Source organism: Pseudomonas sp. JQ170C (assembly GCF_035581345.1).
Classification (GTDB): domain Bacteria; phylum Pseudomonadota; class Gammaproteobacteria; order Pseudomonadales; family Pseudomonadaceae; genus Aquipseudomonas.
This window is the reverse complement of record NZ_CP141608.1, coordinates 4,667,481-4,691,683: the sequence shown is the minus strand read 5'-3', so window position 1 is coordinate 4,691,683 and position 24,203 is coordinate 4,667,481. Positions and strand designations below refer to the sequence as shown.

The 24,203-nt window shown below is 60.6% G+C and carries 14 protein-coding genes, 2 tRNA genes, 3 rRNA genes and 1 pseudogene; 13 read left to right on the top strand and 7 right to left on the bottom strand.

What is annotated here, in order from left to right; genetic code table 11:
* Positions 1 to 417: 417 nt before the first annotated feature.
* The 5 genes from U9R80_RS21335 (at position 418) to rrf (ending at position 5,570) form a co-directional block, all read left to right on the top strand.
* Positions 418 to 1,954 (top strand): 16S ribosomal RNA (locus tag U9R80_RS21335).
* 85 nt (positions 1,955 to 2,039) lie between these two features.
* Positions 2,040 to 2,116 (top strand) — tRNA-Ile (locus U9R80_RS21330).
* Between the two features lie 10 nt (positions 2,117 to 2,126).
* Positions 2,127 to 2,202: transfer RNA gene (locus U9R80_RS21325), tRNA-Ala, on the top strand.
* Between the two features lie 223 nt (positions 2,203 to 2,425).
* A 23S ribosomal RNA gene (locus tag U9R80_RS21320) occupies positions 2,426 to 5,315 on the top strand.
* 139 nt (positions 5,316 to 5,454) lie between these two features.
* Positions 5,455 to 5,570: ribosomal RNA gene (gene rrf / locus U9R80_RS21315) — 5S ribosomal RNA — on the top strand.
* Together the 16S, 23S and 5S rRNA genes with 2 tRNA genes alongside form the textbook arrangement of a ribosomal RNA operon.
* Before the next feature lie 144 nt (positions 5,571 to 5,714).
* Here rrf and U9R80_RS21310 read toward each other — a convergent pair.
* From U9R80_RS21310 to U9R80_RS21280, 7 genes are all read right to left on the bottom strand, one after another.
* Positions 5,715 to 6,029: a hypothetical protein gene (locus U9R80_RS21310; RefSeq protein ID WP_301843362.1), complete on the bottom strand. Its 315-nt coding sequence runs from the start codon at positions 6,027 to 6,029 to the stop codon at positions 5,715 to 5,717.
* 128 nt (positions 6,030 to 6,157) lie between these two features.
* Positions 6,158 to 7,042 carry a ChaN family lipoprotein gene (locus U9R80_RS21305; RefSeq protein WP_301843361.1) on the bottom strand — a complete coding sequence of 295 codons (885 nt, stop codon included), beginning with the start codon at positions 7,040 to 7,042 and terminating at the stop codon, positions 6,158 to 6,160.
* 54 nt (positions 7,043 to 7,096) lie between these two features.
* Positions 7,097 to 7,864, bottom strand: a complete 768-nt coding sequence (locus U9R80_RS21300) for a heme ABC transporter ATP-binding protein (RefSeq protein WP_301843360.1) — start codon at positions 7,862 to 7,864, stop codon at positions 7,097 to 7,099.
* Positions 7,864 to 8,847 (bottom strand): FecCD family ABC transporter permease, encoded by a 984-nt coding sequence (locus U9R80_RS21295; protein WP_301843363.1) that lies wholly within the window; start codon positions 8,845 to 8,847, stop codon positions 7,864 to 7,866. Before U9R80_RS21295 ends, U9R80_RS21300 begins: the two co-directional genes overlap by 1 nt.
* Positions 8,848 to 8,897: 50 nt before the next feature.
* Positions 8,898 to 9,785 (bottom strand): heme/hemin ABC transporter substrate-binding protein, encoded by an 888-nt coding sequence (locus U9R80_RS21290; protein WP_301843359.1) that lies wholly within the window; start codon positions 9,783 to 9,785, stop codon positions 8,898 to 8,900.
* Between the two features lie 12 nt (positions 9,786 to 9,797).
* Positions 9,798 to 10,868: a hemin-degrading factor gene (locus tag U9R80_RS21285; RefSeq protein ID WP_301843358.1), complete on the bottom strand. Its 1,071-nt coding sequence runs from the start codon at positions 10,866 to 10,868 to the stop codon at positions 9,798 to 9,800.
* Between the two features lie 18 nt (positions 10,869 to 10,886).
* Positions 10,887 to 11,231 (bottom strand): energy transducer TonB, encoded by a 345-nt coding sequence (locus U9R80_RS21280; RefSeq protein WP_301843357.1) that lies wholly within the window; start codon positions 11,229 to 11,231, stop codon positions 10,887 to 10,889.
* Positions 11,232 to 11,857: 626 nt separating this feature from the next.
* Between U9R80_RS21280 and U9R80_RS21275 the strand changes: the two genes are divergently transcribed.
* The 8 genes and pseudogenes from U9R80_RS21275 (at position 11,858) to U9R80_RS27405 (ending at position 23,766) form a co-directional block, all read left to right on the top strand.
* A complete protein-coding gene (locus U9R80_RS21275) occupies positions 11,858 to 14,086 on the top strand; it encodes a TonB-dependent hemoglobin/transferrin/lactoferrin family receptor (protein WP_301843356.1) in 2,229 nt (742 codons plus the stop codon).
* 506 nt (positions 14,087 to 14,592) lie between these two features.
* Positions 14,593 to 15,837 carry a kynureninase gene (kynU, locus tag U9R80_RS21270; RefSeq protein ID WP_301843355.1) on the top strand — a complete coding sequence of 415 codons (1,245 nt, stop codon included), beginning with the start codon at positions 14,593 to 14,595 and terminating at the stop codon, positions 15,835 to 15,837.
* 31 nt (positions 15,838 to 15,868) lie between these two features.
* Positions 15,869 to 17,284 (top strand): amino acid permease, encoded by a 1,416-nt coding sequence (locus U9R80_RS21265; protein WP_301843354.1) that lies wholly within the window; start codon positions 15,869 to 15,871, stop codon positions 17,282 to 17,284.
* A gap of 128 nt (positions 17,285 to 17,412) precedes the next feature.
* Complete coding sequence (locus tag U9R80_RS21260; protein ID WP_301843353.1) at positions 17,413 to 18,741, top strand: OprD family porin; 1,329 nt, start codon at positions 17,413 to 17,415, stop codon at positions 18,739 to 18,741.
* 119 nt (positions 18,742 to 18,860) lie between these two features.
* A complete protein-coding gene (locus U9R80_RS21255) occupies positions 18,861 to 20,621 on the top strand; it encodes a hypothetical protein (RefSeq protein ID WP_301843352.1) in 1,761 nt (586 codons plus the stop codon).
* A 97-nt stretch (positions 20,622 to 20,718) separates the two neighbouring features.
* Complete coding sequence (locus tag U9R80_RS21250; RefSeq protein WP_301843351.1) at positions 20,719 to 21,780, top strand: porin; 1,062 nt, start codon at positions 20,719 to 20,721, stop codon at positions 21,778 to 21,780.
* Positions 21,781 to 21,873: 93 nt separating this feature from the next.
* Positions 21,874 to 22,860: pseudogene (locus U9R80_RS27410) on the top strand (cache domain-containing protein); the annotation flags it as partial.
* A gap of 141 nt (positions 22,861 to 23,001) precedes the next feature.
* Positions 23,002 to 23,766, top strand: coding sequence for a methyl-accepting chemotaxis protein (locus tag U9R80_RS27405; RefSeq protein WP_442964987.1), 765 nt, complete (start codon positions 23,002 to 23,004; stop codon positions 23,764 to 23,766).
* Positions 23,767 to 24,203: the final 437 nt, after the last annotated feature.

The window sequence follows — 24,203 nt, the reverse complement described above, 5'->3', positions numbered from 1 at the left end:
TTTCAAAGAGTTAACGGTTTCAGGTAGTGCCGGAGGGGCTCGATCGAAAGATCGGCAGCGGTGAAAAAGGCAGTTGACAGCGAATTCAAGCGCTGTAGAATTCGCCTCCCGCTGACGAGAGATCGCAGCGAGTTAAGCGGTTGAAGTTGAAAGAGAAATTCTGAAAAACTTCAAAATGAACGCTTGACACACTCTGAGGAAGGCGTAGAATGCGCGCCTCGGTTGAAGCGAAAGACTTCAGCCACCGCTCTTTAACAATCGAATCAAGCAATTCGTGTGGGTGCTTGTGAGCTCAGGCTGATAGTCAAAAAGATTATCAGCATCACAAGTGACTACACGAGAAGTCGAAAGATTTCAAAGAAGTCATTTGAGATTGCTGAGCCAAGTTTAGGGTTTTCTCAAAACCCAAGCAGTATTGAACTGAAGAGTTTGATCATGGCTCAGATTGAACGCTGGCGGCAGGCCTAACACATGCAAGTCGAGCGGATGAGAAGAGCTTGCTCTTCGATTCAGCGGCGGACGGGTGAGTAATACCTAGGAATCTGCCTGGTAGTGGGGGACAACGTTTCGAAAGGAACGCTAATACCGCATACGTCCTACGGGAGAAAGCAGGGGACCTTCGGGCCTTGCGCTATCAGATGAGCCTAGGTCGGATTAGCTAGTTGGTGAGGTAATGGCTCACCAAGGCGACGATCCGTAACTGGTCTGAGAGGATGATCAGTCACACTGGAACTGAGACACGGTCCAGACTCCTACGGGAGGCAGCAGTGGGGAATATTGGACAATGGGCGAAAGCCTGATCCAGCCATGCCGCGTGTGTGAAGAAGGTCTTCGGATTGTAAAGCACTTTAAGTTGGGAGGAAGGGCATTAACCTAATACGTTAGTGTTTTGACGTTACCGACAGAATAAGCACCGGCTAACTCTGTGCCAGCAGCCGCGGTAATACAGAGGGTGCAAGCGTTAATCGGAATTACTGGGCGTAAAGCGCGCGTAGGTGGTTCGTTAAGTTGGATGTGAAATCCCCGGGCTCAACCTGGGAACTGCATCCAAAACTGGCGAGCTAGAGTAGGGCAGAGGGTGGTGGAATTTCCTGTGTAGCGGTGAAATGCGTAGATATAGGAAGGAACACCAGTGGCGAAGGCGACCACCTGGGCTCATACTGACACTGAGGTGCGAAAGCGTGGGGAGCAAACAGGATTAGATACCCTGGTAGTCCACGCCGTAAACGATGTCAACTAGCCGTTGGAATCCTTGAGATTTTAGTGGCGCAGCTAACGCATTAAGTTGACCGCCTGGGGAGTACGGCCGCAAGGTTAAAACTCAAATGAATTGACGGGGGCCCGCACAAGCGGTGGAGCATGTGGTTTAATTCGAAGCAACGCGAAGAACCTTACCAGGCCTTGACATGCAGAGAACTTTCCAGAGATGGATTGGTGCCTTCGGGAACTCTGACACAGGTGCTGCATGGCTGTCGTCAGCTCGTGTCGTGAGATGTTGGGTTAAGTCCCGTAACGAGCGCAACCCTTGTCCTTAGTTACCAGCACGTAATGGTGGGCACTCTAAGGAGACTGCCGGTGACAAACCGGAGGAAGGTGGGGATGACGTCAAGTCATCATGGCCCTTACGGCCTGGGCTACACACGTGCTACAATGGTCGGTACAGAGGGTTGCCAAGCCGCGAGGTGGAGCTAATCTCACAAAACCGATCGTAGTCCGGATCGCAGTCTGCAACTCGACTGCGTGAAGTCGGAATCGCTAGTAATCGCGAATCAGAATGTCGCGGTGAATACGTTCCCGGGCCTTGTACACACCGCCCGTCACACCATGGGAGTGGGTTGCACCAGAAGTAGCTAGTCTAACCTTCGGGAGGACGGTTACCACGGTGTGATTCATGACTGGGGTGAAGTCGTAACAAGGTAGCCGTAGGGGAACCTGCGGCTGGATCACCTCCTTAATCGACAGACATCAGCTGTCTTATAAGCTCCCACACGAATTGCTTGATTCATTGAAGAAGACGATATCGGTAACAGCTCTTAACTGGGTCTGTAGCTCAGTTGGTTAGAGCGCACCCCTGATAAGGGTGAGGTCGGCAGTTCGAATCTGCCCAGACCCACCAGTTTCTTGTTGGGGCCATAGCTCAGCTGGGAGAGCGCCTGCCTTGCACGCAGGAGGTCAGCGGTTCGATCCCGCTTGGCTCCACCACCCCTTGCTACCGTGTCAAAGCTTAGAAATGAATATTCGCCTCGAATATTGATTTCTGAACTTTTTCAGAATCGTTCTTTAAAAATTTGGGTATGTGATAGAAAGATAGACTGAATAGCACTTTCACTGGTGTTGTTCAGGCTAAGGTAAAATTTGTGAGTTTAATCGCGAATTTTCGGCGAATGTCGTCTTCACAGTATAACCAGATTGCTTGGGGTTATATGGTCAAGTGAAGAAGCGCATACGGTGGATGCCTTGGCAGTCAGAGGCGATGAAAGACGTGGTAGCCTGCGATAAGCTTCGGGGAGTCGGCAAACAGACTTTGATCCGGAGATCTCTGAATGGGGGAACCCACTCAGCATAAGCTGAGTATCTTGTACTGAATACATAGGTGCAAGAGGCGAACCAGGGGAACTGAAACATCTAAGTACCCTGAGGAAAAGAAATCAACCGAGATTCCCTTAGTAGTGGCGAGCGAACGGGGACTAGCCCTTAAGTGGCTTTGAGATTAGCGGAACGCTCTGGAAAGTGCGGCCATAGTGGGTGATAGCCCTGTACGCGAAAATCTCTTAGTCATGAAATCGAGTAGGACGGAGCACGAGAAACTTTGTCTGAATATGGGGGGACCATCCTCCAAGGCTAAATACTACTGACTGACCGATAGTGAACCAGTACCGTGAGGGAAAGGCGAAAAGAACCCCGGAGAGGGGAGTGAAATAGAACCTGAAACCGTATGCGTACAAGCAGTGGGAGCCTACTTGTTAGGTGACTGCGTACCTTTTGTATAATGGGTCAGCGACTTATATTCAGTGGCGAGCTTAACCGAATAGGGGAGGCGTAGCGAAAGCGAGTCTTAATAGGGCGCTTAGTCGCTGGGTATAGACCCGAAACCGGGCGATCTATCCATGGGCAGGTTGAAGGTTAGGTAACACTGACTGGAGGACCGAACCGACTACCGTTGAAAAGTTAGCGGATGACCTGTGGATCGGAGTGAAAGGCTAATCAAGCTCGGAGATAGCTGGTTCTCCTCGAAAGCTATTTAGGTAGCGCCTCATGTATCACTGTAGGGGGTAGAGCACTGTTTCGGCTAGGGGGTCATCCCGACTTACCAAACCGATGCAAACTCCGAATACCTACAAGTGCCGAGCATGGGAGACACACGGCGGGTGCTAACGTCCGTCGTGAAAAGGGAAACAACCCAGACCGTCAGCTAAGGTCCCAAAGTCATGGTTAAGTGGGAAACGATGTGGGAAGGCTTAGACAGCTAGGAGGTTGGCTTAGAAGCAGCCACCCTTTAAAGAAAGCGTAATAGCTCACTAGTCGAGTCGGCCTGCGCGGAAGATGTAACGGGGCTCAAACCATGCACCGAAGCTACGGGTATCACTTAGGTGATGCGGTAGAGGAGCGTTCTGTAAGCCTGTGAAGGTGAGTTGAGAAGCTTGCTGGAGGTATCAGAAGTGCGAATGCTGACATGAGTAACGACAATGGGAGTGAAAAACTCCCACGCCGAAAGACCAAGGTTTCCTGCGCAACGTTAATCGACGCAGGGTTAGTCGGTCCCTAAGGCGAGGCTGAAAAGCGTAGTCGATGGAAAACAGGTTAATATTCCTGTACTTCTAGTTATTGCGATGGAGGGACGGAGAAGGCTAGGCCAGCTTGGCGTTGGTTGTCCAAGTTTAAGGTGGTAGGCTGAGATCTTAGGTAAATCCGGGATCTTAAGGCCGAGAGCTGATGACGAGTTGCCTTTAGGCGACGAAGTGGTTGATGCCATGCTTCCAAGAAAAGCTTCTAAGCTTCAGATAACTAGGAACCGTACCCCAAACCGACACAGGTGGTTGGGTAGAGAATACCAAGGCGCTTGAGAGAACTCGGGTGAAGGAACTAGGCAAAATGGCACCGTAACTTCGGGAGAAGGTGCGCCGGTGAGGGTGAAGGACTTGCTCCGTAAGCTCATGCCGGTCGAAGATACCAGGCCGCTGCGACTGTTTATTAAAAACACAGCACTCTGCAAACACGAAAGTGGACGTATAGGGTGTGACGCCTGCCCGGTGCCGGAAGGTTAATTGATGGGGTTAGCTAACGCGAAGCTCTTGATCGAAGCCCCGGTAAACGGCGGCCGTAACTATAACGGTCCTAAGGTAGCGAAATTCCTTGTCGGGTAAGTTCCGACCTGCACGAATGGCGTAACGATGGCGGCGCTGTCTCCACCCGAGACTCAGTGAAATTGAAATCGCTGTGAAGATGCAGTGTATCCGCGGCTAGACGGAAAGACCCCGTGAACCTTTACTATAGCTTTGCACTGGACTTTGAATTTGCTTGTGTAGGATAGGTGGGAGGCTTTGAAGCGTGGACGCCAGTTCGCGTGGAGCCATCCTTGAAATACCACCCTGGCAACTTTGAGGTTCTAACTCAGGTCCGTTATCCGGATCGAGGACAGTGTATGGTGGGTAGTTTGACTGGGGCGGTCTCCTCCTAAAGAGTAACGGAGGAGTACGAAGGTGCGCTCAGACCGGTCGGAAATCGGTCGTAGAGTATAAAGGCAAAAGCGCGCTTGACTGCGAGACAGACACGTCGAGCAGGTACGAAAGTAGGTCTTAGTGATCCGGTGGTTCTGTATGGAAGGGCCATCGCTCAACGGATAAAAGGTACTCCGGGGATAACAGGCTGATACCGCCCAAGAGTTCATATCGACGGCGGTGTTTGGCACCTCGATGTCGGCTCATCACATCCTGGGGCTGAAGCCGGTCCCAAGGGTATGGCTGTTCGCCATTTAAAGTGGTACGCGAGCTGGGTTTAGAACGTCGTGAGACAGTTCGGTCCCTATCTGCCGTGGACGTTTGAGATTTGAGAGGGGCTGCTCCTAGTACGAGAGGACCGGAGTGGACGAACCTCTGGTGTTCCGGTTGTCACGCCAGTGGCATTGCCGGGTAGCTATGTTCGGAAGAGATAACCGCTGAAAGCATCTAAGCGGGAAACTTGCCTCAAGATGAGATCTCACTGGAGCCTTGAGCTCCCTGAAGGGCCGTCGAAGACTACGACGTTGATAGGTTGGGTGTGTAAGCGCTGTGAGGCGTTGAGCTAACCAATACTAATTGCCCGTGAGGCTTGACCATATAACACCCAAGCAATTTGCGTCGAATGACCAGATTGCGGTGTTGTGAAGACGAAACGAACCGAAAGTTTGCGACTCACACAAAACATCACATACCCGATTTGCCGGAACGTCGAATGACGGTCTGGTACACAGAATTTCTTGACGACCATAGAGCATTGGAACCACCTGATCCCATCCCGAACTCAGTAGTGAAACGATGCATCGCCGATGGTAGTGTGGGGTTTCCCCATGTGAGAGTAGGTCATCGTCAAGATTAAATTCCGAAACCCCTATCTGCATACGCAGGTAGGGGTTTTGTCTTTTCTGGCTGAGCAAAAGCCAACAGAATCCAGATCAAAGAAACCATCACGCTACAGCTAAACGCGCGCGGGAGCCTGGCTCAGGCTCCCGCACCGGTTTACACGAACGCCTGTGGCGCCATGCCACGCGGCAGGCGGCAACGATCAGGCTGGGCGGCCAGGCGTACACGCCAGTTGGCCTTGAAGCAGAACGTGGTGGCTTGCACCGGGCTCGCCTGGGACGCTTGGCTCGCCAGTCGCTGTTTGCGCAGTTCAGCCAGGGAAGGGGTGGCTTTCTTGGCCGGCACCGATTCAGCTTTGACCAGGGAACGCTGACAGGATTTGCAATCGACCTTGTCGGTGTCAGCGGTGCTGCTGAGGTTGTTGCCATTTCGACCGCAAGCGACTGCGTCGCCGCTCGTTGAGTAGTGCATTACCACGCTGTACATCTCCACACATATGAACAAAAGCGCGGGCATTTTCGCACATTTCATCCGCGCATAAAAAAAGGCCGCCTGACGGCAGCCTTTCATGTCTTTCAGTGCGCTACAGGGCAACCCCCTCAGCGGCGCAGTTTGGCGCAGTGATCCTGCTCGGGTTGCGCCGCCGTATACCACACGTAGTCAGCGCTTTCGGCGCTCACGGTTTTGCCCACCTCGGCCAGAATCAGCACCACATTACCGTCCTTGGCACCCAGGTCGCTCAGGTGCAGCGGCACGCCCAGGTCCTTGCGCACATGGAAGGCTCCCGCCAGCAATACCGCAGGTGCAGGAGCACTCAACAAACGTTCGGCCATGCGCCGATCCCGCTGTTGCTGCACGGCGAGCATCGCCGGCATCTGCGTTTCGGGAAGCAGGCCGCAATGCGACTCGCGGATATCGTCCAGCAGCGTGGTCTGTACGTACGGCGTGGTGGACGCTGTGCCCTCAAGCGTCGGACGCTGTTTGTAGATCTGCATGATCTGCGCCCGGTCCAGGTTGGCGGCCAACAGGGGATAGGGTTGCTTCACGGCGTAGGTGACCAATGCCCCATACACGCTCCAATCCCAATTGGCCTGCCAGGCCAGCGCCTTGAACAGGTCGCTCGGCACCTCGCCCGCTCGGGCAGCGGCTTGCACGGCATCAACGTTTGCCTGTTGATTCGGATTGATCATCTCCATCAGCAGACTGCCTTGTGCGCGCTGTGCAGCAAGTTGGCGCATCAACCACAGTTGCAGGGCGTGATGATCCGGATTGTCGTGTTGCTCACCGACCAGCACACGCGGCGCGGTGGCCAGGCGTTCGACCAATTGCTGCGGCGTAAGGGTCTGACCCGACGCAAGATCGCGAATGACGCCAAGTTCGGCGTGGTCACGGCCTTGTGGAGCAATAGGGGCCGGCGGTGGCTGTACAGGGTGAGATTGGCAGGCCGTCAACAGGCCCACCAGGCAGAGCGACAGAAGACGCATGAGGTTTCCTTGGTAATCAGTTGCCCCTCGATCACCGTTGAACGAGGGGGCCTATCAGCGCGCGATGATTAACGGGTGGCCACGTTCGGGGTGTTGCTGGATCAGTACCTGCAGCCCATACACCGCCGCCAGTGCATCGGCCGTCAGCACGTCTGCCGGCGGCCCATAGGCGTGGGGCAGGCCTTGCTGCAACAACAGTAGGTGATCGCAATAGCGGGCTGCCAGGTTGAGATCGTGCAGGATAACCATGACCGCGGCGCCACGTTCGGCGAAGTCGCGCACCGCTTGCAAAATGGTGTGTTGGTGTAATGGATCGAGCATTGACGTCGGCTCGTCAAGCAACAGCGTCTGGCCTTGCGCGCCGGGCCAGAGTTGCGCCAGTACCCGAGCCAGATGCACCCGCTGCCGCTCGCCACCCGACAGCGCCAGGTAACTGCGCCCAGCCAGGTGCAGGGCGTCAGCCGCTTGCAGTGCCTCGGTGACGATCTCGGCATCGCGTAGCTGGCCGGTGGCATGGGGCAGGCGACCCATGCTCACCACCTCGTTGACCGAAAAGCCGAAGTTCAGGCTCGAACTCTGGGGCAACACGGCCAGGCGCTTGGCGCGCTCCTGGCCAGGCCAATCGGCGAGCGGGCGCTCATCGAGGCTGACGCTGCCTTCGGTAATCGGCAGCTCAGCGCACAGGGCTGCAAGCAATGTACTTTTACCGGCGCCGTTGGGGCCGAGTACGCCAACCACCTCCCCGGGGTTCAGCTGAATGTCGATGTTCTCCAGCACAGTGCGATGACCGCGCCGTACCGACAGGTTATTTGCCCGTAGCATCAGGAACGCCCCCGCACCAGCAAGAAGAGGAAGAAGGGCGCACCGATAAGCGCGGTCACGATTCCGATCGGAAGTTCAGCCGGCGCCAGCAGCAAGCGCGCGATCAGGTCGGCCAGCAACAGCAGCGCGGCACCGGCCAGCAACGACGCGGGCAACAGCACCCGATGGTCCGGGCCGACCAGCAACCGCATCAAGTGCGGTACCACCAGGCCGATAAAGCCGATCAGGCCGGCAGCGGCCACTGCAGCGCCCACACCCAGGGCGGTACACAACACCAGCTCCAGCTTGATCCGCTCGACATCGAAGCCCAGGTGACGGGCTTCCGATTCACCCAGCAGCATGGCGTTCAGCGCCGACGCCCGGCGAGGCAGCCACAGCGCTACACCGACCACCACGATCAGCAACGGCCATAGGCGCTGATAGCTGGCACCGTTGAGGCTGCCCAGGTTCCAGAAGGTCAGGGTACGCAACGTCGCATCATCGGCCAGGTAGGTAAACAAACCGACGCCGGCCCCCGCCATCGCCGTCATTGCCACACCGGCCAGGAGCATGGTGGCGACATTGGTCTGTCCATTGCTGCGGCCGAAGCGATACACCACCGCCGTAACGATCAGGCCACCGCCGAAGGCGCACACCGACAGCACATAAGGTTCAATGGCCGGCGGCATCCCGCCCAGCATGCTGCCACCGACGATGGCGATAGCCGCCCCCAGTGCCGCACCGCCAGACACGCCCACCAGGCCGGGATCAGCCAGGGGGTTGCGAAACAAGCCCTGCATGGCGACGCCAGACAGCGCCAGCACGGCGCCGACAGCAATGCCCAGCAAAGTCCGAGGCAAGCGGATCTGCCCCAGGATCAGCTCTGCCTGGTGGGTAGCGTCGCCGTCCAGCGACAGCCCGAGCATGCGCAAACCTGCCATCAAGGTGTCACTCAACGGCAAACTGACCGGCCCCAATGCCAGAGACAGCCAAATCACCGACACCAGCATCACCCCCAGGGCGAGCAGCATCGGACGAGGCCGGACAATAGCTGTCATTGGCCAGCCCCGGCGGTCAGTGGTTTGGCATCCGGGTAGAACGCCGCTGTAAGGCTGGCCAACGCATCCGGTACCCGTGGACCGAGGCCACCGACCAGTAAGGTCGGATCAATCACCATCACCCTGCCTTCACGTCCGGCCTGGGTCTGGGCCAGCACCGGGTTCTGCTCGAGCAGGGCCGCACGGGCGGCATCACCTTGCAGGCGACCGCCGGCGAAGATGATCACCTGTGGGTCCAGGGCCAGTAGCGCTTCGCTGGACACCGGCTTGTAGCCATTGTGTTCGCCAAGGCTTTGACCGCCGGCCTGCTGGATCATCCAGGCGGCCAGCGTGTCCTTGCCGGCTACTTGCAGGTTGCCGCCGGAGTGGCTGAGCAACATCAGCACACGAGGTGCCGGATGTTGCTGCTGTGCGAGCTTGACCCGCGCAGCCTGCTGACTCAAACGCTGCTCATAGCCGTTCATCAATGCCTGCGCTTCAGCCGGCTTGCCAAGCAGTTGCCCCAGCGCGGTCAGGTTGTGTTGCAGAGTCGGTACATCGGCCTTGGCCGACAGCAGTTCAATCCGCACGCCTGCAGCCTTGAGCTGCTCCAGCACCGGTGGCGGGCCCATTTCATTGCTGCCGACCAGGATGTCCGGCTTGAGCGCGAGGATCCCTTCGGCGGCCAGCTGACGCTGGTAGCCGACCCCCGGCAGGCTGTGCAGCGAGCGTGGGTACTGGCTGGTGCTGTCGACACCGACCAGTTTGCTTTCGCCACCCAAGGCAACCACCCACTCGCTGAACGCGCCACCGGCACTGACCCAGCGCTGGGGCAGGGCCTCGGTGGCGGTCGCCATCTGACTGAGGAGCACGCCGGCGCAGGCCAGCAGTGTTTTCATACGCATCAAGTGGATTCCTCAGGCAGTCAAAGGGCGGGTGGATTCTGCCAATGCACGCCAGTCGTCACGCTCGGGCACACCCGGCTTGCGCACACCGAACAACTGGATAACCAGCTCGCCATCGGCATCGAAGCCTTCGTAGCTGGTGACGATGCCATCGACGCTTGGCTTGCGTACGCGCCACAGTTCGGTCACGCCGGTGGTCTTCAGGTGCAGGTTGAACGCCGGGTCGAGCACGTTGAACCAGGTGTCCATCCAGCGTAGGTTGCTGACCGGCCCCGAGTGAATCTGGATGCAGTGCTTGTTGCCCACGAACACCATGATCGGCACTTCGCGTTTGCCGGCCTCTTCGATCACGTTGGTCAATTCGACGGTGGCCAGCGGCTCGGCCCATTCGTGGCCGGCCAGGCGCAGGGCCTGGGTACGGGCCACATCGTTGCGCTTGAGCAGGGCAAAGAAGTCATGGGTGTCCTGCAGCTGCGACCATTCGGTACGCAGGGCGACCGCGTCGACCTCGGCATCGTCACGTGGCGCCTTGGCTTGCGGCAGGGGTTGCAGGTTCAGCTCGGCAGTCTGTTGTTCGGCGCGAAAGCGCTCGACCAACGGTGCCCAGGCGGCTTCGTCGCTGGTGGCGGTGAGGAATACCTTGTGCACGGCCACACCCTGGCGGTCGAAGACCTGAATGCTGCGCTGCGGACCGCGCGCCGTCGCTTCGTCGACAGCGAACACACTGGCCCAGCCACTGAGAAACAGGCGCAGGTCGATGTCGGGCGACAGCACCATGCCCATCTGGCCGCTGCCCATCACCGTCACGTCACGGTAAACGCCTTTGCGTTCATGCACGCAATGTTCGTTGCGGGTCAGGGCCATGATGTAGCCCAGGTCGCCAAGGGCCGGCAGCAGCGTTGCCCATTCCGGGCGCAGGCGCACGGTATCGGTGCCCAGGCGGCTGGCCGTCAGTTCGGCTTCGCTGACACCGAGCTTGGCTGCGGCGTCGCGCGCGCGCAGGCCAGGTTGTTCGCTGCGTAGCTGTTGCCAGTTCAGGTACAGCGTCGGTTCGGTGGACTGGGCGCAGGTTGGGACGGTCATGGAAGAACTCCTTCAGGGTCATCGGTTCGCCGTAAGGGCGAATTCTATTGGTATCTCAACGCGGCTGGACACAGCCCGGCCATCGACAATTTCGGGGCGAAAGCGCCAGTGGGTGACAGCCTCCAGGGCCGCCTGGTCAAGGCTGTCCACGCCCGAAGAGCGCACCAGCTTGAGCTTCTGTTGCTGACCGCGCTCGTCCAGGCTCACTTCCACACGCACGATGCCTTGCTGGTTGCGCCGGCGTGCCTGGGACGGGTAACGAGGAGGTGGGGGAGGGCTGACAAAGCTGGGGCGCAGGCTGACCACCGGGGTAAGGGCAGGCGCTGCCGCCGCAGGAGCCGCCGGAGCGGGGACGGCAGGCATGGTGCTGGGTGCGGTAGCGATTGCCGGACCGGGCGTGCTGTTGACGGGTTGGGCAGGACGAGGTTCGGCGCGAGACGGCGTTGGCGGTGGCGATTTGACGACCGCCGGCCGGGGCGAAGCTCGGGGTGAATTGGCCGGTGCAGGTGGAGTCTTTGCTGGCACAGGTGCTTTTACCAGCAATGGCTTTGCCGCTGGCTGCGGAGCAGGTTCTGGCCGGGGGAGCGGTGCCTGGGCTGCTTGAACGGGCGGTGCAAGGCTGACCCATTGAAGCGTCATCGTCGGCTGAAAAGCCAAGGGCGCTGATATGGCCTCACGGTCGTGCAGCAGCCAAACGAGGCCGGAATGCAGTGCGATGGACAACAGCAAATAGCCTGCAAGACGTTTCATGCACGTTCTTTTTTATAAATAAGAACGCATATGGTAATAATTTGCATTTGTAAGTCAAGCTGGTTATCGTCGCTGCCGCTGCCAACAGTGTGCCAGTGATCAGTGCCCTTCACAGAAAGGGGCAATCGCTGCGTTCAAAACAAAATCCAACACATCCCAGTCAGCTCCAGACGCCAGCCCAGGACCGTTTGCAGGCCTGCTGCGTGCGACCGCTGCCTGACCTTCAGGAGTCAAGTTAGATGTCGATTCGCCCGCCATTCCCCCAGCGTTCGTGGCTTGCCTTGCTGCTGCTCTCGCCCTCGCTGGCCCTGGCTGCAGAGCCCGTCACCCAGTTCGATACCGTCAGCGTGACCGCCACCCGCACCGAGCAAACCCTGATGCAGGTGCCGAACACGGTCTCGGTTCACAACGAACGCGAAATCGACCAGCACAACGACAAGAACCTCAAGGATCTGGTGCGCTACGAGCCGGGCGTCTCGGTCAGTGGTACCGGCAGCCGGTTTGGCCTCAATGGCGCGAACATCCGCGGTATCGACGGTAACCGCGTGTTGACCCAGGTCGACGGTGTGCGGATTCCGCAAAGCAACTTCTTCAGCCCGTTCCAGGACGTGCGCAGCAACTACGTCGACCTCGACACAATCAAGCAGGTGGAAATCATCCGCGGCCCGGCGTCTTCGCTGTATGGCAGCGACGCCATCGGCGGTGCGGTCAGCTACATGACCAAGGATGCCGGCGACTACCTGGACGAGGGCGACGACACCTACGCCCGTTTCAAGACCGGCTATGACGGCAGCGATGACAGCTGGCAGCGCAGCGCCACCTTCGCCGGACGTACCGGTACCGTCGACGGCCTGCTGCACCTGGGCCGCCGTGACGGTCAGTCCACCGACACCTGGGGTGGCACCGGCGGTGTCGGCAGTGCCCGCGAGGAAGCCAACCCGCTCGACTACACCACCGAAAACCTGCTGGCGAAACTGGGCTGGGACTACGCCGATGGCGATCGCCTGCAGTTCACCTACGAGCGCTACCAGGACGATGCCAACAGCAACCTGCTCAGCGACATCAACCCGCGGGCGACCTTCACCAGCCCGGCCATCCTCGGCTCGCAAGCCAAAGACAGCATCGACCGCGACCGCTACAGCCTGGAGCACACCCTGGGCCTGAACAGCCTGCTGGCCGACCAGCTCAAGTGGCAGCTCAACTACCAGGAAAGCAGCAACAAACAGAAAACCGCTCAGCAACGCCAGACGACGGCCGGGGTCAATCGCCTGCGTACCCGCGACTCGCAATACGATGAGCGCCTGTGGAGCCTGAACACCCAGCTCGACAAACAGTTCGCCATCAACGATACCCGTCACCACCTGATCTACGGTGCCGAGGTCAAACGCATCGAGGCCAGCAACCTGCGCAAGGGCAGCGAAGTACGCCTGGACACCGGTGCCGTGGTGCCGGCCACCGAGAACTTCCCGGTCAGCGACTTCCCGGACCCGACCAGCGAATCCCTGGGCCTGTTCGTCCAGGACAGCATCGAGATCGGCCGCTGGACCCTGCTGCCGGGCCTGCGCTACGACTACTACCGCCAAACCCCGCACGTCACCGACGCCTACCTCAACGGCCTGCCTTCAGAGACCGATCCGTCGCGGATCACCGACGACCACATCTCGCCAAAACTGGGTGTCACCTACCAACTGACCGAACATGAAAGCCTCTACGGCCAGTACGCTGCCGGCTTCCGTGCGCCGAGCCCGGTGAACATGTACGGCGAGTTCAGCAACCCACAGTTCGGTTACCAGCAGATCGGCAACCCCGACCTCAAGCCGGAAACCAGCGACAGCTACGAATTCGGCCTGCGCGGTCGTTACGACCTGGGCAGCTTCGGTATCGCGCTGTTCTACAACAAGTACAAGGACTTCATCGCTACCGACACCGTGCCCGATCCCAATGGCAACGGCTTGCTGACCTTCCAGCCGCGCAACCTGGGCAAAGTCACCATCCGCGGTGCCGAAGCCAAGGGCGACATCAAGCTCGACGCTTTCCTGCCAGCCGGTACCCGCGCCCTGGGCTCCATTGCCTACGCACGGGGCAAGGATGAAGAAAGTGGCCAACCGCTGAACAGCGTCGACCCTCTCAAGGCCGTCATGGGCCTGGGCTACGATGCGCCGAGCGGCGTGTTCGGCGGCCAGCTGACCTGGACCCTGGTTCAGGCCAAGGACCGCGTCGACCACAGCGGCGATGCCGACCTGCTGATCAACCGCCAGTTTGAAACCCCGGGCTATGGCGTGCTTGACCTCAACGGCTGGTGGCAGGTCACTGAAGAGGTGTCGATCAACGGCGGCCTGTTCAACGTCACTGACCAGAAGTACTGGAACTGGGGCGACGTCCAGGGCCGCGATACCGATGCAGCCGGCCTGGGTCGATTGACGCAACCGGGGCGGTATGCGGCGGTCAACGTGATCTGGGAGATCTGATCGGATGTGAGGTGCGGCTGTTTTGCACTGAACCGGTAGGCGCGGGCTTGCCCGCGATCGGCCGCCTAGCGGCCGTATACCAGACAACACCAACGTGGCCGGATGTACCGGCCTCTCGCGGGGCAAGCCCGCTCCCACCGATTGCACGGATTCCAAAAAAATCTGCACAGCGTCAGCGACCTGACCCGGTAGGAGCGGGCTTGCCCCGCGAGAGGCCGCATGCCGCAACACCCCTCCCGCTTTACCCCCTCCACGCCATCAGGCCAATGTGCTCAGCCCCGCCATCACCTCGTCTGTCAGCCAGCGCCGAGCGTACAGTCGGTTCATGTATTACCAGGCGTAATAGCTAAGACCCTTCTTTCTATTTATAGGTAATTCACGGCTGGGAGTAACATCCCCTCCATGCACCGGGATGCGTCGAGCAGCACTGCTGTGAGCCCTTGCATGGCTACGCCGATTAGCGGCCGCCGCTCCTTTCTAAAAGAACAAGTATTAGAGGAACTCGCATGTCTTTGTCCGTCCCGCTCACCCGCGAGCATTTTGAACGTCTCGATCACGATGACCCCCTGGGCAACTCGCGTGCGCGTTTTGATCTTCCATCGGGCGAGATCTATCTCGATGGCAACTCCTTGGGGGCCATGCCCGCTCATGTCCCTGCGCGCATTGAACGCGTGCTGAAGCAGGAGTGGGCCCACGGCCTGATTCGCTCCTGGAATGATGCCGACTGGTACCCCGCGCCGCAGCGCGCCGGCGGCAAGATTGCCCGGTTGATCGGTGCCGGTGCCAATGAGGTGATCGTCGCCGACTCCACCTCCATCAACCTGTTCAAGGTGCTGGTGGCGGCTACCCGTATGCAGTCGGGACGCAAGGTGATCCTCGGCGAGCGGGGCAACTTCCCGACTGACGTCTATGTCGCCTCCGGCGTGGCCGAACTCACCGGTTGCGAGCTGCGTTGCGTCGAGCCGGACGAGGTGCTGGCGGCGCTGAATGAAGAGGTCGCGATCCTTTCCCTGACCCATGTGAACTACAAGTCCGGCCGCCGCTACGACATGGCCGCCATCACGGCGCGTGCCCACGAAGTCGGGGCCCTGGTGGTCTGGGACCTGTGCCACTCCGCCGGTGCCATGCCGATCGACCTGAACGGTGTGCAGGCCGACTTCGCCGTCGGTTGTGGCTACAAGTACTTGAACGGCGGCCCCGGTGCGCCCGCTTTCGTGTTTGTCGCCGAACGCCACATCCCGCATGTGCGTCAACCGCTGACCGGCTGGCACGGCCATGCCCGGCCGTTCGACTTCACCCACGACTACGAGGCGCACCCGACCATCGACCGCATGCTGGTGGGCACTGCTCCCCAGTTGGGCATCCTGGCCCTGGAAGCCTCGCTGGAGGTGTTCGACGGCGTCGACATGCAGGTGCTGCGCAACAAGAGCGTCGCCCTGTGCGATCTGTTCATCCAGCTCTGCGACGAGCAGTTGGTTGGCCTGGACGTGGAGCTGCGCTCGCCGCGCGATGCCGCGCAACGCGGCAGCCAAGTGTCGCTGGCGCATGCCAATGCCTACCCGGTGATGCAAGCACTGATCGCCCGCGGGGTGATCGGCGACTTCCGTGCCCCGGACATCCTGCGCTTTGGCTTCGCCCCGCTCTACAACAGCTACGTGGACATTTGGGACAGCGTCCAGGCGCTGCGCGAGGTACTCGCAAGCGGCGAATGGAATGCGCCGCGTTTCATCGCCAGGAAGTCGGTGACCTGATCCCTTCTTGACCAGACCTGAGCACTCGAACATGACAAAAACAACAAGCTCTTTCGATAACCTGGTCCAGCGCGAGCAGGGCCTGAAACAAAGCTTGAGCAGCGGCCAGCTATCGATGATTGCCATCGGTGGCGCCATCGGCACCGGGCTGTTCCTGGGCAGTGGCTTTGCCATCGGCTTTGCCGGCCCCAGCGTGCTGCTGAGTTACGGCATCGGTGCGGTGATCGCGCTGCTGCTGATGGGCTGCCTGGCGGAAATGACCGTCCGCCACCCGACTTCAGGCTCCTTCGGCTCCTTCGCCGAGTTCTACGTGGCGCCCTGGTTCGGCTTCCTCATTCGCTATGCGTACTGGGCGTCCATTGTCTTTGCGGTGGGCACCGAGATCACCGCGGCGGCCATGTACATGAAGTACTGGTTCCCGGACGTGCCGGGCGGTTACTGGATGGTCACCTTCTCGACGGCGCTGGTGTTGATCAACCTCTTCAGCGTCAAGGTCTTCGGTGCAATCGAGTACGTGTTCTCTCTGCTCAAGCTGTGCGCCATCGTCGCCTTCATCCTCTTGGGCGCCTGGGTGGTTTATGGCGCGCCGGCGGATTCGTCCATCGGCTTTGCCAACTATACGAATGATCGTGGCTTCTTCCCCAACGGCATGTGGGGCACCTGGGTGGCGGTCATCGTGGCGTTCTTCAGCTACCTCAGCATCGAGATGATCGCGGTGGCGGCGGGGGAGGCCAAGGACCCCAAGCGGGCGGTCACCAAGGCCTTCCGCATCACGGTGGTGCGCCTGGTGTTGTTCTATCTGCTGACCATCGCGCTGGTCCTGGCGATCCTGCCCTGGGGGCAGAACAACGGTGGCCAGAGCCCATTCGTCACGGTGATGCATGCCACCGGCGTTCCCTATGCCGGAGCGGTGTTCAACGCGGTCATCCTGATCGCGGCGCTGTCGGCGATGAACAGCCAGCTGTACATCACCTCGCGGCTGATGTTCAGCCTGGCGCGAGCTGGCCAGGCGCCGGCAGTGTTCGGCCGGGTGAGTGCTCGGGGCGTGCCGCTGCCGGCCCTGCTGCTGTCGTCGCTGGGGATCGGTCTGGGCACCTTGCTGTACATCGCCTATCCGAAGGACGCCTTCACCCTGATGATGTCGATTGCCATGTTCGGCGCGATGTTCACTTGGGCCGGAATCTTCCTCACCCACCTGTTCTTCCGTCGTCGTCAGGACAGCGCGTCCCTGGAGTTCCGTCTGTGGGGCTACCCCTGGACCAGCCTGGCCGGCCTGCTGCTGATGCTGGCGGTGATGCTGACCACGCTGTTCACCGAGGAGTTCTTCCTGACCCTGGTCTGCGGAGTGCCCTTCCTGCTGGTGATGGCGTTGATCTACTTCCTGCGCTTGCGCAGGTCCCGGCCCGTCGATGGTGAGGCGCCCAGCCCGCTGCCGATTCGGCACTGAGCCTGATCCGGCCTGATCCTTGGATCGGGCCATCCATTCCCTGAAAAATCAGTCCCCGGGCGCTTCGCCGTCCGGGTGGGGAGCGGCTTGCCCGCTCACCTCGAGCATTCAAGTGGTACGAGGATGTTATGCGCGCATTTTGCTCAGCCCTGTCCCTGATTCCTGGCCTTCTGGCCCTGCCGGCCTGTGCGGCGACGGTGTCCGCCGAGGGCTGGGGCAGTCTCGTCGAGGGCAGCCAGCTCAAGCTGTTGTTGCGCAACTCCTACTTCAATCGCAGCAAGGAGGAGGGGCGCCCCGACCAGCGCGACTGGACCCAGGGCATCAACCTGGACTTCAGCTCCGGCTTCACCCCCGGCACCCTCGGTGTCGGGATCGATGCGTTCATCTACCAGGGTCTCAAGCTGGATGCCTCGGCGGGCAAGACCGGCACCCGCAACCTGCCGGTGCACGATGACGGCGAGCCGGCCGACGAGTACGCCAAGGCCGGCGCGGCGCTGAAGCTGCGGCTGTCGAAGACCGAACTCAAGGTTGGCGAGCAGCGTCCGGACACCCCGGTATTCGGCGTCAGCCACTTTCGCATCGTGCCGCAGACCGCCACCGGCCTGAGCCTGCGCAGCCGGGAACGCGACGACCTGGATGTGCAGGCCGGCCATTTCACCTCGGCCACCAGCCCGGTGACCACCAACGCCGACGGTGACCTGTGGGCGGTCATGGCCGAGGTCACCACACCGCGCGCCGACTATGCCGGCGCTACCTGGCAGTGGGCGCCGGGGCACTCCCTGGCGCTGTACGGCGCGAAATTCGAGGACATCTGGTACCAGGGCTACGCAAACCTGAATTCGCACTTTGTGCTGGAAGACCAGCGCGAAGCAGGGCTGAACCTGACCCTGTACCGGACCACCGAGACCGGCGCGGCGCGGGCCGGCGAGATCGACAACCTGACACTGGGGGCCTCGACCTACCTGCGCCTGGGGAGCCATCGCCTGCTGCTCGGGCTGCAGAAGGTCCGCGGCGACACCCCTTTTGACTACCTGGGCGTGGGCGACAACGACCGCAAAGGTCGTAACGGCAACGACCAGGGGGCCTCCATCTGGCTGCCCAACTCGGCCCAGTTCTCCGACTTCAACGGGCCCCACGAGCGCTCCTGGCAGGTTCGCTACGACTATTCGTTCGCGGGGCTGGGGCTGCCTGGCGGCTCGCTGATGGTCCGCTACATCCAGGGCGACCAGATCGATGGCAGCGCGATTCCGGTCGGCAGTCCCTACGCCGGGCGCTATGGCGACGACGGCTCGCATCGGGAAACCAACCTGGAGTTGCGCTACGTGGTGGCGTCCGGGCCGGCCAAGGGGGTGAGTTTCCGGCTGCGTCAGGCCTGGCATCGCGCCGATGCCGGGCAGGGTTCCGGCGACCTCGATGATTTTCGACTCATTACCGATTACCCGCTGGAGATCTTCTGACGCCTCGCGCGAGGCGGCCTGTCCACGGGCAACGAACACGAAGAAGTAGCTCGGAAAGGATTCCGGAAGTGGTGAAACGCAAAGATTGCCCGATGGGGCATTACCAAACGGAGTAAATAATGAAAACAATGCAGCTCCCTGTTAAACCTGCCAATCCACATAAACGCTGCCGCCTGGCGCTTTCGCTGGTGGTTGGCCTCTTCGCCAGTGCTGGCCTGCATGCCGAAGAGCATGCTCCGATGAACATCACCGATCCCCTCGTCAAGCGTCTGACCGAGCTGGGCCCGGAGCGCATTCCGCCGGCACCGACACCGGGCAGCTATGGCATGGACAAAGCCACCGGCAAGTTCATCTGGCCAGTGGCCACGCCTTTCTCCCATGAAGGCAAGCCATTCCCCGGCGAGCTGGATCACTGGGATACCAAGAGCTACATCAAGAACATGAAGGTGGAGGCCTACTACCCCATCGCGGTCGAGCCCTTCCACACCTGGCAGAACATCGTCGACTTCGGCGGCAAGCGCTACCTCTACCAGTACGTGCGTCGCGACCTGAAGATCTTTGACATCACCAATCCCAAGGACGTGAAGGTCGTGCTGTCCAAGGGCGCACCCTGGGGGGGGGATGGCCCGGGTGAGGAGGTCAACCCCTACCCGGCGGACGACTTCTTCGGCGCCGCGTCGATCCAGTGGAACAAGAAGCTTGGCAAGAACATCATGGTGCAGTCCTTCGAGACCCGCCGCTTTGGCGTCCTGAGCGACAAGTATCGTGAGCCGGACAAGGTCGAAGCCATCCGCAAGTCCAAGCACCTCAAGGGCTTCAAGGTTTACGAGATGAACGGCCCGCTGCCCCAGGACTGGAAGCTGATCGCCACCCGCACCACCGACATCGAGCATCCGGATGCGCCAATCGGCGAGCAGGAAGGTTCCGGGGTACGTGACATTCCTGCCTATTTCGGCGGCGATGTGATGTACGTGGCGGCTGCACCGAGCGACAAGTACGCACTCACCGAGTACCCCAACGACCTGTACAACTCCGGCTATCAGTCCTGGGACATGTCCGACCCGAGCAACCCCAAGCTGCTCGACATGCTGACCGTGCCGGGCCAGATTATCGGCGACCCTGAGCACGAGGCAGTGTTCAAGGCCAACCCACGCTCGGGCAACCGTGCGTCCTGGATGGGATCGCGGGCGTCGCTGTTCATCCCCAAGCCGGTGGAGCAGGGCGGCAAGTACGGTTATGCGGCCATGGGTGGCATGGGCCTGTACGTGGTCGACATCACCGACTCGGCGAACCTCAAGGTGGTCGGCCATCTCGATTTCCCCGTCAGCGTGGCCGGCACTGAAGGCGACGGCATCGATGTGAGCCAGGTGGAGAAGACCGGACTGATCTACTTCAGCGGCTACCCGCTGACCGAGGACTGCTACGAGGCGCAGAAGCCGATCTACGCCGTGGATGTCAGCAACCCGACCAAGCCGACCATCAAGCACACCCTGCCGACACCGACGCCGCCGGCCGATGCCGAGTTCACCGACTTCTGCCAGCGCAAGGGCAGCTTCGGTCCGAAACGCAGTGGTTACTACACCCAGCCCGGGATATCGCGTGACGGCATCCTGCCGTACGCCTACTACAACGCCGGCGTCCAGGTGTTCGATGTGCGCAACCCGGACAAGCCGACCATCGCGGCCTACTTCGTGCCGCCGTACGACACCAAGAACGTCGTGAGCTGGGCCATGGGCAACCTCACCCACGGCACCTACACCGAGTACGACCGCAACCTGATCTGGGTCTTCACCAACCACGGCTTCTATGCGCTGTCGACCCCGTTGCTGGGCGAGCCGAGCTTCGCGGCGCCGCAGAAGATCTGGCCGTCCCGGGACTGATCCAGCCCCCGCAAGAACAGTAATACCAATAAGAAATCAGGCCGCGGCAGCAGGGGAGTGCTGCCGCGAGCCTCTACTTGTTCGATCGGAGCATCCAATGCGCAAACTTTTACTCATTCTGCCGCTGATGAGCGGCTACGCCTGCGCGGACATCGCGGACCTCAAGGACGTCTCGGGCATCGACGTTATCGAGCTTTCCGGGGTGATCGACGTCAACTACGAGGTGGCCAAGTCCGGCGGTCACACCGAGGAGCGTGCCAACGGCGGTGGCTTGAGCGCCAACCGCCTGCAACTGCACATGCAGGAAGCGGTCACCGAGGACCTGTCGCTGAACTGGATCTATCAGGCGCAGTACAACCCCCATTCTGATGACGACATCGGCAAGCGCGAGACCTATTTCGAGGTCATTTCCAAGCGCTGGGGGACGCTGAGCGCAGGCCGCCGGGACACCCCGTCCGCCAACGCTTATGGCTACGCCGACCCGCTGTACAACAACGACTACAGCCTGATCAGCAACGTAATGGTGTTCTACGCACCGTGGCGTGAAAACGGCCTGCTGATGTACATCAGCCCGCGCATCAACGGTTACGAGTTCCGTGGTGGCGTCACCGACGGTGAGGACGATGGTAGCCGCGATGGGCAGGTCATCAGCGTCGCCGTGGATCGCTGGACCGACAGCCCCTGGTATTTCTCGGCCGCCGTGGACCGCAAGTACCAGCGCAATCTGTGGGACAAGCACACCATGGAGCAGTCCACCGACGCCTACCTGACCGCGGTGTACAGCATGGGCCGGACCGATCTGTCGGCGGTCTACCACCGCTACGTGGGCTACTACGCCTACGCCCCCTGGGTGGATTTCGCCTCCAACGGCAGCGACCTGCAACTGGGCCTGCGCCACAACTTCGGCAACAAGCACAACGCCACGGTCAGCTTCATCTACAAGGACGACCGCAAAGATGAAGCGCTGAGCGATGCCGCAGCGATCAGCGTTGGCTACATCTACAACTACGACAAGAGCATCGACCTCTACGGGGTTTACGCCTACATCCATCACACCCGTGACAGCGAGATCCGCTACCCGGTCAGCTGGAGCCTGGACAGCCCGCTGCCGAACGAGAACCCGCAAGGCATGCAGCTCGGCGTGCGCATCAAGTTCTAACCCCCCCGCATCTCCGGCAGTCGCCGGGGATGCGCCTTTCTTGCCGGGCTGGGCGGCCGGTCGAGCGTCCAGCCTCCTGACCGGAAGCCACCCATGACCCGCCCCTTCGGCTTTGGCAGCAAGCTGCTGCTGGCCACCTCATTGCTGGTAGTCGCCAGCTTCACCGTATTCACCTTGTACAACGACGCACACTTGCAGGCCGCGCTCGGGCGCAGCCTGGAGAGCCGCTTGCAGAATGCCGGGCGGCAGGCCGCCAACACCGTGCAGCTCTGGCTCGGCGGGCGCCTGGCGCTGATCGAGCAGGCCGCGCAGGGCATTGTCCAGCAGGGCGTCGAGCGCGATGCCAGCCAGAACCTGGCACTGCAGGTGATGCGCGACAGTTTCGCCCATGCCTACCTGGGCCGAGCCGACGGGACCTTCCAGATGTCGGCGAACGATCCTCCGCCACCCGAGGGTTACGACCCGCGACTGCGCCCCTGGTACGAGGCCGCCCGGGACAGCCAAGGCACGGTTGTCACCGAGCCTTATCAGGATGCGACCGACAGCCAACTGATGCTGACCATCGCCGTTCCACTCCGGCAACAGGAGCAACTGCTGGGCGTGGTGGGCGGTGACCTGAGCCTGGACACCCTGGTGAACATCATCAACGCCCTGGATTTCGACGGCATCGGCTACGCCTTCCTGGTCGGCGCCGACGGCAAGGTGCTGGTGCACCCGGAGCAGGACAAGGTGATGAAGAACCTGCGTGACCTTTACCCGCAGGATGCTGTGTCACCGGCCGCCGGCTTCAGCGAAGTCGCGTCCGCCGAAGGCACGCACATCCTGACCTTCTCGCCGGTACGCGGCTTGCCGACGGTGGACTGGTACGTGGGCATCTCGGTGGACAAGGCCAAGGCCTATGCCATGCTCAGCGAGTTCCGCACCTCGGCGCTGATCGCCACGCTGGTTGCCGTGGTCTGCATCATCCTGCTGCTGAGCATGCTTGTCCGCGTGCTGATGCAGCCACTGCGTGCCATGGGCCGCGCCATGCAGGACATCGCCCAGGGCGAGGGCGACCTCACCAAGCGCCTGGCGACGCAGGCCAGAGATGAGTTCGGTGAACTGGCCGAGGCCTTCAACCGCTTCGTTGAGCGCATCCACGGCTCGATCAGCGAGGTGTCCTCGGCAACCCGCCAGCTCAACGACGTGGCGAAACGGGTGGTGGATGCCTCGAACGCGTCGATGGTCAACTCCGACGAGCAGGCCAACCGCACCAACAGTGTCGCCGCGGCAATCAACGAACTGGGTGCCGCCGCGCAGGAGATCGCGCGCAACGCCGCCGACGCTTCGCACCAGGCCTCGGACGCGCGTCAGCAGGCCGAAGGCGGTCGTCATGTGGTCGAGCGCAGCATCGCCGCGATGAACGAACTGTCGGCGAAGATCAGCACCTCCTGCGTCAACATCGAGCAGCTCAACAGCAAGACAGTGAACATCGGCCAGATCCTTGACGTGATCAAAGGCATCTCCGAGCAGACCAACCTGCTGGCCCTCAATGCCGCCATCGAAGCCGCCCGCGCCGGCGAGGCCGGTCGAGGTTTTGCGGTAGTCGCCGATGAGGTGCGCGGCCTGGCGCAACGCACCCGGGAATCAGCGCAGGAAATCCACGCGATGATCGCTGAGCTGCAAGTCGGTGCGCGCGAGGCGGTGACCGCCATGGTCGAGAGCCAGCGCTACAGCGAGCTGAGCGTGGAGATCGGCAACAAGGCGGGCGAGCGCCTTGGCAACGTGACCCGGCACATCGTCGAGATCGACGCCATGAACCAGTCGGTCGCCACGGCCACCGAGGAACAGACCGCTGTGGTCGATTCGTTGGACCTGGAAATCAGCGCCATTAACACCCTTAACCTGGGGGGTGTGGAAAATCTGCGGACCACGCTGGGCGCCTGCGCCGACCTGGAACGTCAGGCCAGGCGCTTGCAGCAACTGGTAGGCAGCTTCCGCGTCTGAGGCCGCGCGTGCCACAAAAAAAGGTCCTTCACGGATTTACGGGTTTGATGTTCTTTGTGGATTTGTGGATTTGTGGATTTGTGGCGTTGAGTGCTGCGGGCTTATCCGTTTGCCAAGGCGGCGCGGAGTCACCTTTGCGCCCTTACGGCGCCTTACTTTTTTTCAGTCGAAAAAAAAAGTAAGCAAAAAATTCTCGCCCCACCAGGGGCCCTACGCTTCGCTCCGGGTCCCCTCACTCCGGTGTCGCTACGGGGTATCGCGGCCTACGAGTTGCAAGCAACTCTACGTCTCGCGACTTCGGCCACGGCCGAAGGTGCTTCGCACTCACCCCTCCACGACACCTACGCTCGGCCCTTCTGGTTAACGGGGCAGGTAGATCAAAAGCAAGATCAAAAGCAAAAGAAAAAGCAGAAGAGCAGAAGAGCAGAAGAGCAGAA

What these genes read in the sequence shown, in the direction of transcription:
- U9R80_RS21310 (WP_301843362.1), bottom strand. Translation starts at nt 6,029, where the DNA reads ATGCACTACTCAACGAGCGGCGACGCAGTCGCTTGCGGTCGAAATGGC.
- U9R80_RS21305 (WP_301843361.1), bottom strand. Translation starts at nt 7,042, where the DNA reads ATGCGTCTTCTGTCGCTCTGCCTGGTGGGCCTGTTGACGGCCTGCCAA.
- U9R80_RS21300 (WP_301843360.1), bottom strand. Translation starts at nt 7,864, where the DNA reads ATGCTACGGGCAAATAACCTGTCGGTACGGCGCGGTCATCGCACTGTG.
- U9R80_RS21290 (WP_301843359.1), bottom strand. Translation starts at nt 9,785, where the DNA reads ATGCGTATGAAAACACTGCTGGCCTGCGCCGGCGTGCTCCTCAGTCAG.
- U9R80_RS21285 (WP_301843358.1), bottom strand. Translation starts at nt 10,868, where the DNA reads ATGACCGTCCCAACCTGCGCCCAGTCCACCGAACCGACGCTGTACCTG.
- U9R80_RS21280 (WP_301843357.1), bottom strand. Translation starts at nt 11,231, where the DNA reads ATGCCTGCCGTCCCCGCTCCGGCGGCTCCTGCGGCGGCAGCGCCTGCC.
- U9R80_RS21275 (WP_301843356.1), top strand. Translation starts at nt 11,858, where the DNA reads ATGTCGATTCGCCCGCCATTCCCCCAGCGTTCGTGGCTTGCCTTGCTG.
- kynU (WP_301843355.1), top strand. Translation starts at nt 14,593, where the DNA reads ATGTCTTTGTCCGTCCCGCTCACCCGCGAGCATTTTGAACGTCTCGAT.
- U9R80_RS21265 (WP_301843354.1), top strand. Translation starts at nt 15,869, where the DNA reads ATGACAAAAACAACAAGCTCTTTCGATAACCTGGTCCAGCGCGAGCAG.
- U9R80_RS21260 (WP_301843353.1), top strand. Translation starts at nt 17,413, where the DNA reads ATGCGCGCATTTTGCTCAGCCCTGTCCCTGATTCCTGGCCTTCTGGCC.
- U9R80_RS21255 (WP_301843352.1), top strand. Translation starts at nt 18,861, where the DNA reads ATGAAAACAATGCAGCTCCCTGTTAAACCTGCCAATCCACATAAACGC.
- U9R80_RS21250 (WP_301843351.1), top strand. Translation starts at nt 20,719, where the DNA reads ATGCGCAAACTTTTACTCATTCTGCCGCTGATGAGCGGCTACGCCTGC.
- U9R80_RS27405 (WP_442964987.1), top strand. Translation starts at nt 23,002, where the DNA reads ATGGTCAACTCCGACGAGCAGGCCAACCGCACCAACAGTGTCGCCGCG.